The 12,494-nt window shown below is 65.2% G+C and carries 14 protein-coding genes; 4 read left to right on the top strand and 10 right to left on the bottom strand.

The genetic code is table 11. The annotated features are described in order from the left end of the window. The gene (locus QP803_RS12640) at positions 1–498 is read right to left on the bottom strand and encodes a MarR family winged helix-turn-helix transcriptional regulator (protein WP_284943832.1); all 498 of its coding nucleotides are present in this window, start codon (positions 496–498) and stop codon (positions 1–3) included. 132 nt (positions 499–630) lie between these two features. Between QP803_RS12640 and QP803_RS12635 the strand changes: the two genes are divergently transcribed. Together QP803_RS12635 and QP803_RS12630 are read left to right on the top strand one after the other, a co-directional pair. Beyond that, a complete protein-coding gene (locus QP803_RS12635) occupies positions 631–1,293 on the top strand; it encodes a glutathione S-transferase family protein (protein WP_284943831.1) in 663 nt (220 codons plus the stop codon). 167 nt (positions 1,294–1,460) lie between these two features. Then, the gene (locus QP803_RS12630; protein WP_284943830.1) at positions 1,461–2,681 is read left to right on the top strand and encodes an MFS transporter; all 1,221 of its coding nucleotides are present in this window, start codon (positions 1,461–1,463) and stop codon (positions 2,679–2,681) included. On the opposite strand, the gene QP803_RS12625 is transcribed toward QP803_RS12630, so the two are convergent. The 8 genes from QP803_RS12625 to QP803_RS12590 all read right to left on the bottom strand — a co-directional run bounded on the left by QP803_RS12625 (position 2,678) and on the right by QP803_RS12590 (position 9,742). Continuing rightward, a complete protein-coding gene (locus tag QP803_RS12625; RefSeq protein ID WP_284943829.1) occupies positions 2,678–3,328 on the bottom strand; it encodes a CoA transferase subunit B in 651 nt (216 codons plus the stop codon). The two genes, QP803_RS12630 and QP803_RS12625, sit on opposite strands and share 4 nt — an antisense overlap. An 11-nt stretch (positions 3,329–3,339) precedes the next feature. Continuing rightward, the gene (locus tag QP803_RS12620; protein ID WP_284943828.1) at positions 3,340–4,053 is read right to left on the bottom strand and encodes a CoA transferase subunit A; all 714 of its coding nucleotides are present in this window, start codon (positions 4,051–4,053) and stop codon (positions 3,340–3,342) included. Between the two features lie 4 nt (positions 4,054–4,057). Continuing rightward, a complete protein-coding gene (locus QP803_RS12615) occupies positions 4,058–5,362 on the bottom strand; it encodes an AmpG family muropeptide MFS transporter (RefSeq protein ID WP_284943827.1) in 1,305 nt (434 codons plus the stop codon). A 54-nt stretch (positions 5,363–5,416) separates the two neighbouring features. Further along, a complete protein-coding gene (locus QP803_RS12610) occupies positions 5,417–5,728 on the bottom strand; it encodes a type II toxin-antitoxin system PemK/MazF family toxin (RefSeq protein WP_350356026.1) in 312 nt (103 codons plus the stop codon). Positions 5,729–5,739: 11 nt separating this feature from the next. Further along, positions 5,740–5,964 carry an antitoxin MazE family protein gene (locus tag QP803_RS12605; protein ID WP_284943826.1) on the bottom strand — a complete coding sequence of 75 codons (225 nt, stop codon included), beginning with the start codon at positions 5,962–5,964 and terminating at the stop codon, positions 5,740–5,742. Between the two features lie 125 nt (positions 5,965–6,089). Continuing rightward, entirely contained in the window at positions 6,090–7,919 is a 1,830-nt protein-coding gene (gene typA / locus QP803_RS12600) for a translational GTPase TypA (RefSeq protein WP_284943825.1), read from the bottom strand. Between the two features lie 211 nt (positions 7,920–8,130). Next, a complete protein-coding gene (locus tag QP803_RS12595; protein ID WP_284943824.1) occupies positions 8,131–8,328 on the bottom strand; it encodes a hypothetical protein in 198 nt (65 codons plus the stop codon). A gap of 145 nt (positions 8,329–8,473) precedes the next feature. Beyond that, positions 8,474–9,742 carry an RsmB/NOP family class I SAM-dependent RNA methyltransferase gene (locus QP803_RS12590; RefSeq protein WP_284943823.1) on the bottom strand — a complete coding sequence of 423 codons (1,269 nt, stop codon included), beginning with the start codon at positions 9,740–9,742 and terminating at the stop codon, positions 8,474–8,476. Between the two features lie 81 nt (positions 9,743–9,823). On the opposite strand from QP803_RS12590, the gene QP803_RS12585 reads away from it, so the two are divergent. Further along, positions 9,824–10,669 carry an undecaprenyl-diphosphate phosphatase gene (locus tag QP803_RS12585; protein ID WP_284947901.1) on the top strand — a complete coding sequence of 282 codons (846 nt, stop codon included), beginning with the start codon at positions 9,824–9,826 and terminating at the stop codon, positions 10,667–10,669. A 9-nt stretch (positions 10,670–10,678) separates the two neighbouring features. Then, positions 10,679–11,485 (top strand): GDSL-type esterase/lipase family protein, encoded by an 807-nt coding sequence (locus QP803_RS12580; RefSeq protein ID WP_284943822.1) that lies wholly within the window; start codon positions 10,679–10,681, stop codon positions 11,483–11,485. A gap of 10 nt (positions 11,486–11,495) precedes the next feature. Here QP803_RS12580 and QP803_RS12575 read toward each other — a convergent pair whose 3' ends face one another. Beyond that, positions 11,496–12,473 carry a magnesium transporter CorA family protein gene (locus tag QP803_RS12575; RefSeq protein ID WP_284943821.1) on the bottom strand — a complete coding sequence of 326 codons (978 nt, stop codon included), beginning with the start codon at positions 12,471–12,473 and terminating at the stop codon, positions 11,496–11,498. Between the last annotated feature and the right edge of the window lie 21 nt (positions 12,474–12,494).

Genomic DNA, 12,494 nt, shown 5'->3' with positions numbered 1-12,494 from the left:
CTAGACGCTCGCTGCCTGTTTGCTGTCGTCCCGGTCGCCCGGCCCATCCGCGTTTTTCAACGCGGCCGTCACATTGGCCTTGGCCTGCATCAGGCCGACCCGCATGGGTGCGGCGACCGCATCCGGGATTCCGAAGCCGAGCATCGCGGCAATATCCGCTTTATGACCGGCCATGATCTTGAGAAGCGGGGTCGCCGCCGGCAAAAGGCGCAGGCGCCAGATGCGACGGTCTTGCTCATCCGGCTCACGCGCGACGAACCCGCGCCGCTCCAGACGATCGACGAGGCGGCCGACGGTGATCGGCTCGACTTCCATCATATCGGCGAGGTCTTTTTGGGAGAGGCCGGGATTGCGATCGAGGCGGATCATCACCACCCATTGCGCCTTGGTCATGCCATGCCGACGCGCCAGCCGATCAGCATAAGTGCCGATCATGCGCGCCGTGTCGCTGATGAGGAGGAGGAGGTCATCCTCTTGGGGGAAACTGCTCACAACCATGACCATAACGCCTGTTATGATAACGTCTATGTGCGGTTTTGAAGATATGTCATTCCGGCCGCGCATAAGTGGAGGTTGTCTCGGCCCCGCACCTCGGTGACTTTGAAGCCAGGACAATCGGTGGATACGACAATGAGCGACGGACGCCTGGTCATCGGCACGAAACGCTACTCATCCTGGTCCATGCGCGGCTGGCTGGCCGTCGCCTGCGCGGGCCTCGACGTGACAGAGGTCCTCATTCCCCTGGCCGGTGGCCAGACCTCGGCCGTGAAGGACGCGACGCCCAGCGGGCTAGTCCCCTATTTGGAGCATGACGGCGCGCGTGTCTGGGAAAGCCTGGCCATCATCGAATACTGCGCCGAGGTTGAGCCGAAGCTGTGGCCCAAGGGCCGCCGTGCGCGCGCGATGGCGCGGGCGGTCGCCGCCGAAATGCACGCCTCCTTCCGCGACCTGCGCCAGGCCATGCCGATGAATATCGGACGGGACGATTATGCGGGGTTGGGGCAGACCGAAGGTGCGCTCGCCGATATCGCGCGCATCGAGGCGGTGTGGGAGGAGGCGCGGCACGAATTCGGCGAAGACGGCCCCTTCCTGTTCGGCAAGCGCTTCACGGGGGCCGACATCATGTTCGCGCCCGTGGTTGCGCGCTTGCTGACCTATGCGCCGCCGCTGAGCGATGCGTCGCGCGCCTATTGTGACGCCGTGCGCGCCTTTCCGCATGTCGATACTTGGTACACGGATGCGGCGGCGGAACCGGCCGCGTGGCAGTTGGAGAAATACGAGTCTCTGCGCTAGGCAAAATCACCCGTTACCCGGCACCCCGTTCTAGTTGTCATCCGCGCACTTGATCCGCGGACCTACCCGCTGTGGCGCCCATATGCCGTTAAGGTGCCCGAGCGGGTAGGTTCGCGCATCGCGTGCGCGAATGACGCTTCTCAAGACCAGCCTCTCGAAAGTCTCCCATGTCGCTTGGCCTTTCGCCTGCACGGGCCGACGCGCGACCCAACCCGCGCGCGGCAAGGGCGCTGGTCATCGCCGCGATCGCCGTCACGCTCTGCGGGAGTGGTGCGCCGTCGCCGCTCTACAGCCTGTATCAGGATCGCTGGCATTTCGACGCCTCGGTTCTGACGGCGATCTATGCCGCCTATTGTGCCGGCACGCTGCTTGCTCTGTGCTTGCTCGGCCGCATTTCCGATCTCCTGGGGGACCGCCGCCTGTTGCTATGCACCGGCCTGGTGGCCGTCCTCATCGGCGCGGTCGTCATGGCCGTGGCTCAGAGCGTGCCGATGCTTCTGGTCGGGCGCATTCTCGCCGGTATCGGAACTGGCGCGGCCGTGGGTCCGGCGACGGCGGCGCTGCTCGAACTCGATCCGGCGCGGGACGGCACCCGCGCGGCGGTGGTGGCGACCGTCGCGATGACAGCCGGCGGCGTCATCGGTCCCGTGGTCAGTGGTATCGCCATACAAACCGGCGCGGCGCCGACCGTGACACCCTTCGTTCTGCTCGCGGTGGCGGCCCTGGTCGTACTGATCGGATTGTGGCTGGCGCCTTGGGCCTCAGCGCAAGCTACACCTGTCGCGCGGCGCGACCGGGTGTCACCGAAACTGGGCGCGCTGATACGCGAAGCGGGCGCACCCTTTTTCGTCGCCTGCGCCGGTTTGGCGCTCACTTTCATGGTCGCCGGCACCTTTCTCGGCCTGGGCCCGAGCTTCGCGCGGCGTCTCGTCGGCATCAGCAATCCGGCGCTGGCCGGCCTGACCGTCGCGGTCTTTCAAGTTGTCGGCGGCAGCGCGCAGCTTGCTTGCCGCAAGCGGCCGCCATTGAAGGTGCTGCTGGTCGGCGTGGTGATGCTGCCCTGCGGGGTAGTGATCGCGACGTTTGCCGCCGCCATCGGCTCGGCCATTCTCTTCGGCCTCGGCACGCTTTGCACGGGCCTCGGCTACGGGGCGTGCTTTTCCGGCGCCGCCGCGCTGGGAAGCCGCAGTGCGCCGGCGAACGGGCGCGCGACCATCGTGTCATTGACCTATGTCGCAGGCTATACCGGCAATCTATTGCCGGTCTTGGGCATCGGTCTGCTCGCCACCTGGTTCGGGCTGTTCACCGCCATGGCGTCCCTCGCTGCCGTCGCCACGATCGCGGGCGCGGCGCTGGCGATCCCGATCTGGCGCCTCTCCCGCGCCTAGGCCGCCTTCGCGAGATCCCCATGCACGGTGAAGGGCGCTTCGGTCTTGGAGCGCACCTCCTCCACCGTCACGCCCGGCGCGAGATCGACCAGCGTCAGGCCCGGCCGGGCGACGTCGAAGACGCAGAGATCGGTGATGATGAGATCGACCACGCCCTTGCCTGTTAGCGGCAGGGTGCACGCACGCAGGATCTTCGCCTCGCCCTTGGCGGTATGCTCCATCAGCACCACCACGCGCTTGACGCCGGCGACGAGGTCCATGGCGCCGCCCATGCCCTTCACCATCTTGCCCGGCACCATCCAGTTGGCGAGGTCGCCATTCTCGGCCACCTGAAGCGCGCCGAGGATGGACAGGTTGATGTGCCCCCCCCGGATCATCGCGAAGCTCTCGGCGCTGTCGAAGAAGCTGGTGGTGGGCAGCACCGTCACGGTCTGCTTGCCGGCATTGATGAGGTCGGCGTCTTCCTCGCCCTCATAAGGAAACGGTCCCATGCCGAGCATGCCGTTTTCGCTATGCAGGATGATCGACAGGCCGGGCGGAATGAAATTCGCCACCAGGGTCGGGATGCCGATGCCGAGGTTGACGTAGAACCCGTCCTGCACTTCGCGCGCGGCGCGGGCCGCCATGTCGTCCCTGGTCCAGGCCATGGTCGCTCTCCTTACGCGGCGCGCGGGCGCGTGGTGCGCTGTTCGATACGCTTGTCGATGTGGTCCAGCTTCACAAGCCGCTGCACGTAAATGCCGGGGGTCACGATATGATCGGGGTCGAAGCTGCCGGCATCGTGCAATTCCTCGACTTCGACGACCGTCATCTTGGCGGCGGTCGCCATCATCGGGTTGAAATTGCGCGCGGTCTTTCGGTAGATCAGGTTGCCCTCGCTATCGCCTTTCCAGGCATGGATGATGGCAAGGTCACCCACGATGCCGCGTTCCATCACATAGTGATGCCCGTCTTCGAACTGCCGGGTTTCCTTGCCCTCGGCGACCGAGGTGCCATAGCCGGTGCGGGTGAAGAAGGCCGGAATGCCGGCGCCGCCGGCGCGAATGCGCTCGGCCAGCGTGCCCTGCGGATTGAACTCGATCTCCAACTCGCCCGCCAGGAACTGCTGCATGAACAGCTTGTTCTCCCCGACATAGGACGAGACCATCTTCTTGACCTGCTTGGTCTCCAGCAGCACCCCGAGGCCGACGCCGTCGATGCCCGCATTGTTGGAAACGATGGTCAGGTTGGTGACGCCGCTGTCGCGGATGGCGGCGATCAGGGCGCTCGGAATGCCGCAGAGGCCGAAGCCGCCGGACAGGATGAGCATGCCGTCCTTCAGAACATCGGCCAGAGCGTTCGTCGCGCTGTCGTGGATTTTGGACACAGCCATACGGCTATCCCTCCTGTGCGATCCGACGTCGTTCCGGCGGATAATAGGTCAGGAGGTAGACCATCACTGCGATCGAGGGAAGCGTGGCCAGGGCCGTCATCACATAGAAGGCGTGCCAGCCCAGCGCCGCCGCCATGAAGCCGGACAGGCCGCCGACGGTTCGCAGCGCCAGCGCCGCGATGGAGGAGAGCAGGGCATATTGCGTGGCGGTATGGCGCCGATCGCAGAGCCCCGAGAGGTAGGTGATGAAGGCGGCGTCGGCGAGCCCCTCGGCGAAAGCCTCGATCGCCACGGTGGCGATCAGAACATGGTGGTTGCCTGGATTGTAGGACAGCACGGCATACATCGCCATGCAGAGCGTCTGGAAGCAGCCGGTGATGAGCAAGGCGCGGCCGGTGCCGATGCGCACGACCAGCCAGCCGCCGAGTGCTGCGCCGATCAGAACGGCGGCGAGGGAGGTCGGGCCGTTGGCAAGCGCCACCTGGGCGCGGTCGAAGCCGAGGTAGCGATAGAAGGGCGGCAGCATGGTGCCGGCCATTGCTTCCCCCAGGCGGAACAGCACGATGAAGACGAGGATTGTGTAAGCGCCCTTCCGGCTCATGAATTCGCCCAGCGGCTCGATCACCGAGCGGGCGAACCGTTGGGCGAAGGACAGCGTTTCCGTCAGCATGCGCGCCACGGCGGCGCCCGGTTCAGGCTCGTGCGCGAGCAGGGTGACGATCGGGCCGATGAGCGTCAGCGCGGCCATAGCGGCAAAGACGCCGTGCCAGCCCCAGGGCGTGGCCAGCGCGATGGCGCCGGCGCCGGAAATCAATAGGGCGGCGCGATAACCCCAGATATAGCCGGCGAGGGCCGTGCCCTGCTGCGCCTCGGGAAAGCTCTCGATGCGCCAGGCATCGATGATGGTGTCCTGGCTCGCCGAGCAGAAGGCGAGCAGGGCCGCGAAGGTGATGAGCAACATGGGCGCGGCGGTCGGGCTCGCCAGGACCATCGCCAGACAGGCGAGGGTCAGTAGCGGTTGGACGGCGAGCAGCCAGCCGCGCCTGCGGCCGAGTGCGGCGAGGGGGCCGGGCGCGGCGTTGTCGAAGACCGGCGACCAGAGGAATTTGAGGGAATAGGCGAGGCCGATATAGGCGGTGAGGCCGATGACGCCGAGGCCGAGATGGCCTTCGGCCATCCATTGCCGCAGGGTAAAACCCGACAACGGCAGCGGCAGGCCAGAGGCGAAGCCGAAGCCCGTCATCAGGAGCAGGCGCCGATCGGTCAGGATGGCGCGGAGGGTGAGGGACTCGGGGCGGGGTTCCGACATGCCGCAGGGTGTCACGCAAACGGGCGATTCGTCACCCGCGCAAACCCTCGTGTGTTACTTCGCGATGCCCAGAAAGACGGCCAAACATCGCTCGATCTCTACCAACGTCGCGGTTTCGATGCGACCGAAGGCCGACCCCGCCTTCTCGCGCTTAATCGTCGTGGCCTTGTCGATCATCACCTGGGACGGTGCTCGCAGACCGTTCTCAGTGCTGGGCTGCACAGTGATGCGGAGCAAGGGCGCATCGACCATGCTGCTCGACAGCGGCAACACGGTGACGGTGGTGTGCTCGCTGAACTGATCGGCTTGGATGACCAATGCGGGGCGATGTTTTCCGAAATCGCCGTGGACGGCCACTGTCAGCAAGTCGCCCCGCACTATGCGGTCCAGCCGTCAAGATCCGCGATGGCCTCATCCATGAACTGGCGCAAACCCATATCAGACCGATCGGCTTCTGCCACGAGAACGGATTGCCGCCGACATTCCGCCGCGAACTCCGGCCGCCGCGTATCCGGCACCCAAATCTGCACCGGTCGCAGACCCGCGTGGCGCAACGCGTCGCGGTGCTTCTGAACGCGGGCATTCCCGGGAGGCGTTGCCATTGCCTTCATCCTCCACATTCCATGTAATGTTACATCATTGGTGCGTTACATGCAACGGAGTGAGGTGCGAAGAACACCCACAACGAAAAACCCCCGGGGGATGCCCGGGGGTTTTTGTCGCCGCCTTACGCCGCGTCGGAGTCCGAAGAGCGATCGGCGCGCTTGCGGGCATTCGGGTCGAGATGGCGTTTGCGCAGACGGATCGCCGCCGGCGTCACTTCCACCAACTCGTCATCCTCGACATAGGCAATCGCCTGCTCCAGCGACATGCGGCGGGGCGGGATCAGCAGCATCGCATCATCCTTGCCGGCGGCGCGGATATTGGTGAGCTTCTTTTCCTTGACCACGTTCACGTCGAGATCATTGTCGCGGCTATGCTCGCCGACGATCATGCCGGTGTAGACCTTGTCGCCGGGGTTCACAAAGAGCGTTCCGCGCTCCTGCAAATACCACAGCGAATACTGCACGGCCTCGCCATCGAGGTTGGAGATCAGGCTGCCGTTACGGCGGCCTTCGATGACGCCCTGCCAGGGACCGTAGCCCGCAAAGAGACGGTTCATGATGCCCGAACCGCGGGTATCGGTCAGGAATTCACCGTGATAGCCGATCAGGCCACGGCTGGGCATGCGGAAGGTCAGGCGCTGCTTGCCACCGCCGGAGGGGCGCATGTCCTGCAACTGGCCCTTGCGGCGGCTCATCTTCTCGACGACGACGCCGGAATAGGGCTCGTCCACATCGACCAGCACGTCTTCCATCGGCTCCTCGCGCTCACCCGTTTCCGGATTGGCGCGCGTCAGGACGCGGGGGCGACCGATGGTCAGCTCAAAACCTTCACGGCGCATCTGCTCGATGAGCACGCCGAGCTGCAATTCGCCGCGGCCTGCCACTTCGAAGGCGTCCGTCTCAGTGCTGATGGTAATCTTCAGGGCCACGTTGCCCTGCACTTCATGCATCAAGCGATCGCGGATCTGGCGGGACGTGACCTTCTTGCCCTCGCGGCCGCCGAGCGGGCCGTCATTCACGCGGAAGGTCATGGACAGGGTCGGCGGATCGACCGGGATCGCCTGGATGGGCAACAGCAGGTCAGGCGAGCCGAGCGTGTCCGGGATGGTAGCATCGGTCAGGCCTGCGATGGCGATAATATCGCCGGCCTGCGCCTCATCGACCGGCACGCGGTCGAGGCCGTTAAAGGACATCAGCTTCGTCAGGCGGCCGGTCTCGACGACCGTGCCGTCCGCGCGGAGCACCTTCAGCGGCATGTTGAGGCGGGCGCGGCCCTGCTCGACGCGGCCGGTCAGGACGCGGCCGAGGAAGTTGTCGTAGTCGAGGATGGAGGCGAGCATCGCGAACGGCGCGTCCACGACCAGGTTCGGCGCCGGAACATGGCTCAGCACCAGGTCGAACATCGGCGACAGATCCTTGCGCGCGCCGTTCATTTCCAGATCGGCCCAACCCTGACGGCCGGAGGCGAACAGGGTCGGGAAGTCGAGCTGCTCCTCTGTCGCGTCGAGGGCGGCGAAGAGGTCGAAGACCTCGTTATGGACTTCGTCGGCACGCGCGTCGGAACGGTCGATCTTATTGACGACCACGATCGGGCGGATGCCACGGGCCAGGGCCTTGCCGAGCACGAACTTGGTCTGCGGCAGAACGCCCTCGGCGGCATCGACCAGGAGGATGGCGCCATCGACCATGCTCAGGATGCGCTCGACCTCACCGCCGAAATCGGCATGGCCCGGCGTATCGATGATGTTAACGCGTGTCTCTTTCCAGATGACGCTGGTGCATTTGGCGAGAATGGTGATCCCGCGCTCGCGCTCCAGATCGTTCCGGTCGAGCGCGCGCTCGACCACATGCTGATTTTCCCGGAAAGCGCCGGACTGCTTCAGAAGGGCGTCCACGAGCGTGGTCTTGCCATGATCGACGTGGGCGATGATGGCGATATTGCGAATGTCCATAACGTCTTCCGGCTTTGGACCCGGCTCGAAGCCCGATCTTGGGGTGCGTACGATAAACGCCCCGCCGGTGACGGCATGACCGTCAGGGGCAGGGCGTATGTTGCGGCGCACACATAGCGGAATGACGCCGCGGAAGCGAGGATAAAGAAACTGCCCCGTCCGCGTGACGCGGGCGGGGGCCATGCACCCGTTTCAGGGTGCGGGCAGACGGCTATCTCAGATGGGTGTCGTCAGCCGCGAAATCGGCATCAAGAGCCAAATTGACCAGCCGATGAACGGCTTCGGAACGGTCATCGATGTGATGCGCGGCGGACCAGCTGTCGATCGCCCGTGCCTCGTCGGCGCTGACCGTCAAAGACAGCGATTCGACGCTGTTATCGACATGAGTCTGGCGAGAATTCTGGGCCATATGGAACGATCTCCTCTGCAAGTCTTGCTGAAGATAAGATAGTCACCAAACCATGTGTCGCGATGCACAAAAACCCGATGGCAGGCCTGCCGAGTGGGCAATTCGGCTCAAAATCTCGTCAGATCCTTGCGTTTGCCCGGTCGTTTCAAACCCGCGTGAACCGCGCAATGAAGAAGCCGTCCAAGCTGCCATGCTGCGGCCATAATCCGGGATGCGTTCGCACCGTCCCGTCCCGACCGATGGCGGCGGCGAGTTCCGGCAGTTCTGATCGTTTGATAGGATCGATATCGAGCGGCAGGCGAGCGACCGCCGCTGCCGCACGCGCCGGCCCTTCCTCCGGTTGGAGGGAACAGACCGCATAGACCAGCTTGCCGCCGGGCTTGAGCATGCCGGTGGCGGCGGCCAGAAGCTGGTCCTGCATCACCGTGAGCGTCGCGATGTCGCTCTGCTTCTTCAGATAAGGCACATCGGGATGCCGGCGGATGGTGCCGGTGGCGCTGCAGGGCGCGTCCAGCAGAACGCCGTCCAGCGGTGCCTCGGGGCGCCATTTTGCGGCGTCGGCCCGCACCAGATCAGCCGCAAGGCCAAGCCGAACCATATTGGCGGTCAGCCGCTGCATGCGATGAGCATTCGACTCGACGGCCGTGACATGCGCGCCGCTGGCCGCGAGCTGCGCGGTCTTGCCGCCCGGCGCGGCGCAGAGATCGGCGATGCGCTGGCCGGGCAGGGCGCCGAGCAGCATGGCGGGCAGGGCTGCCGCCGCGTCCTGCACCCAGAAATTGCCCTCCTCGAACCCCGCCAGTTCCGTCACATGGGTGCCGGCCGGGAACCGCACGGAGCCGTTCGACAGCAGAACGCCACCCTCGGGCGGCGTGGCGCCGGGCTTCATGGTCAGATCCAGCGGCGCCTCGGTCTGATGCGCAGTCGCGATATCGCGCGCGTCGCTGCCCCAGGAGGTCCAGAGCCAGGGCGGCGTATCGAGTCGCGGACTATCCAGTTCCTCCAAGGCGGCGCGACCGCCTTCGGAGACGCGGCGCAGCACGGCGTTCACCATGCCTGCGAATTTCGGCAGGCCCTTCGCGCGGGCAAGATCGACCGCCGTGCCGACAGCCGCATGCGGCGGCGTGTCGAGAAACAACAGCCCGGCAGCGCCAAGCCGCAGGATATGCATCACTTGGGTCGAGGGCGTGCGGGCCAGATATGGCTCCAGCACCGCATCGATGGTGCCGCGCCGGCGGATGGCGGCGGCGGCCAGCCGATGCGCCGCCGCACGGTCGCGCGGCTCCATCGCCGGCAAGGCGTCCATCGCCTCCTCCAGCGGTCGATGCCGGTCGAGCACCGCCGCGAGCAGGGCGAGGGCGCCTGCGCGGGTGGGGTCAGTGGAGGGGGCGTACGTCTTCTGATCGTTTGTCACCGGCCGCCTATAGCAAGAAACGGGTGATTGCGACCTCCGCCCATACGGTTATGAAGGCGCCGCATCTTGGAATGGACCGTCATGGACCCGCTGCACGCCATTATTATCGCCGTTGTTCAGGGCGCGACGGAGCTGTTTCCGGTCAGCAGCCTCGGCCATGCGGTCGTCCTGCCGGCGCTGCTCGGCTGGCATCTCGACCTGCAAAGCCCCGGTTTTCTGCCTTTTCTGGTGATGTTGCATGTCGGCACGGCGCTCGCCCTGCTCGGCTTCTTCTGGCGCGACTGGCTGGCGATCCTGAAGGGCGTCATCGGCATGGGTGACAGCCACGCGGTGCGCGAGGGTCGGCGCGTCTTCGTGCTCATCGTCGTGGCCACCATTCCGGTCGTGATCCTCGGCCTGGGGCTGGAGCATGTTCTGCGGCGCGTCTTCGCGACGCCGCTGATCGCGGCCGCCTTCCTGGTGGTGAACGGCCTGCTGTTGCTCGGCGGCGAACGTTTGAAGGGCCGCAACACCGTGTCCACCCGCGCGCTCTCCACGCTCACCACCACCGATGCCGCCATCATCGGGTTGTGGCAGTGCCTGGCACTGATCCCCGGCATCTCCCGCTCCGGCGCGACCATCCTGGGCGCCGTTTTGCGCGGCGTGGACCATGAGGGCGCTGCGCATTTCTCCTTCCTGATCGCGACGCCGGTGATCGTCGCCGCCGCCGTGCTGGAAGTGCCCAAGCTGATGCATGACAGTGCCGCCCAAGGCGCGATGAGCCTGGCGCTGGTCTCGGCGGTCGTCGCCGGCGTCACGGCGCTGGCGAGCATCGCCTTCCTGATGCGCTATTTCCGTGGCCATGAGCATTGGGCGCTGACGCCCTTCGCCATCTACTGCATCCTGGCCGGCATCGGCAGTTTCGGGTTTCTCGCCCTGGTCGGTTAGAAGCAGGCCATGACCTTTCGTCGCGTCTTGCTCGCTCTAGCCCTGGTCGTGATCCTGCAACCCGCCTCCGGTGCGGTCGCGGCGCCGGCCAATCTCGCCACCATGCCCATCGACCGCCAGGATCTGCCCTGGTGGCGGACGCGCTTTGCGGAAAGCCTCGCGCGGGTGCGTCGGGGGGACGTGAGCCTCGTCTGGCTTGGCGATTCGATCACCGAGAACTGGGAGCGGACGACGCCGCAGCCTTGGGGCGATATCGCGCCGATCTGGCAGCGCTTCTATGGCGATCGCGCGGCCGTCAATATGGGTTTCAAGGGCGATACGACCGCCAATGTGATCTGGCGGCTGGACCATGGCGAGGTCGATGGCATCGCGCCCCGCGCGCTGGTGCTGCTGATCGGCGCCAATAACTTCGGCCGCGTGCATTGGGATGCGGCCAAGACGCGCGCCGGTATCGACGCCATCATCGGCATCCTCAGGCGCAAGCTACCGCAGACGCAGATCCTGTTGCTGGGTGTTCTGCCGAGCCAGAGGTCACCGTGGATTTCCGAGAATACGGCGGTGCTGGATGCCGATCTCGCGCGCGCCTACCGTGATCGGTCGCATGTCACCTTCATGGACGTCGGGGCGTCGTTCCTCAAGAACGGCCGCGTCGATGTCTCCCTCTATCTCGATCCGCATGCGGCGGACTTGCGCGGCCAAACGCCGGACGGTGCGCCCTTGGCGCTGCATCCCGATGCGCGGGGCATGGAGATGATCGCGACCTCCATCGAACCGACGCTGCATCGCCTCATGGCCGACCGCGACCACGTTCGTTAGAGCGGCGTCATCACAGCCAGCCGCGCATCCGGAACCAGACCAGCGGCAGAACCGCCGACAGAACGATCAGTGTGAGGCCGTACGGATACCCAAACGCCCAGTTGAGTTCCGGCATGTCCTTGAAGTTCATGCCGTAGATGCTGGCGACCAGGGTGGGCGGCACGCCGACGACGGAGACGACCGTCAGAACCTTGATGATATTGTTCTGCGTCGTGTTGATCAGCCCGAGCGTCGCATCCAGCAGGAACTGCATCTTGCCATTGAGATGCATGTCGTAGTCGCTGAGGGACGCCACATCCTGACGGATGGATTTCATGCGGTCGCGCAAATCGCGGTCGATCCAAGGGGCTGCGACTTGCGCCGTAAACGGCACGATGCGCCCGATGCCCAGCAAACTGTCCCGCACGCGTGACATCTGATCCCCGGCGCGCCCGATCGCCTTGATGACGTTCTGCAACTCCAGGTCCTGCTTGCGCCCGCGCATCCCGGCCGTGTCTTCTGTGAAGATCTGCTTGGAAATGCGGTCAAGCTCGTCACGCACCCGCTCCAGGATATCCGCCATCCGATCGGTGATCGACTCGAGAACAAGGATGAAGATGTCCATGGCTGAGCCGGATTCCAAAGGCGCGCGCTGCATCTGATCGAGGAAGTTGTGCAGCGCCGCGCTGCGGATGAAGCGGATTGTGATGATCCGGTCCTTGGTAACCACGAAACCGAGCGGCTTGGTATTGGCCTCCATCCCGTCGACCTTCGCGACCAGCGGCATGCTGAGGTAGAGGGCGGTACCATCAAAGGCGAGCCGGCTGGAATTCTCGATCTCGTCGAGTTCTTCCATCGAGGCGATGCGAAGCCCGGTCGCGTTGCAGACGCGCTGCTTTTCTTCCTCAGTCGGCTCGAACAGATCGATCCATTGCGCCGTGCTGAGATCGCCGTCGGCCGGCATTTCGGTCAGGGGCTGGCCCACCGCAGCAACATAAGCGTTCAGCATGGTGGGGTTCCCGAGGCGTGA

This window comes from Acidisoma sp. PAMC 29798 (assembly GCF_030252425.1).
In the GTDB taxonomy this organism is placed as follows: Bacteria; Pseudomonadota; Alphaproteobacteria; order Acetobacterales; family Acetobacteraceae; genus Acidisoma; species Acidisoma cladoniae.
This window is presented reverse-complemented; position numbering and strand designations above follow the sequence as displayed.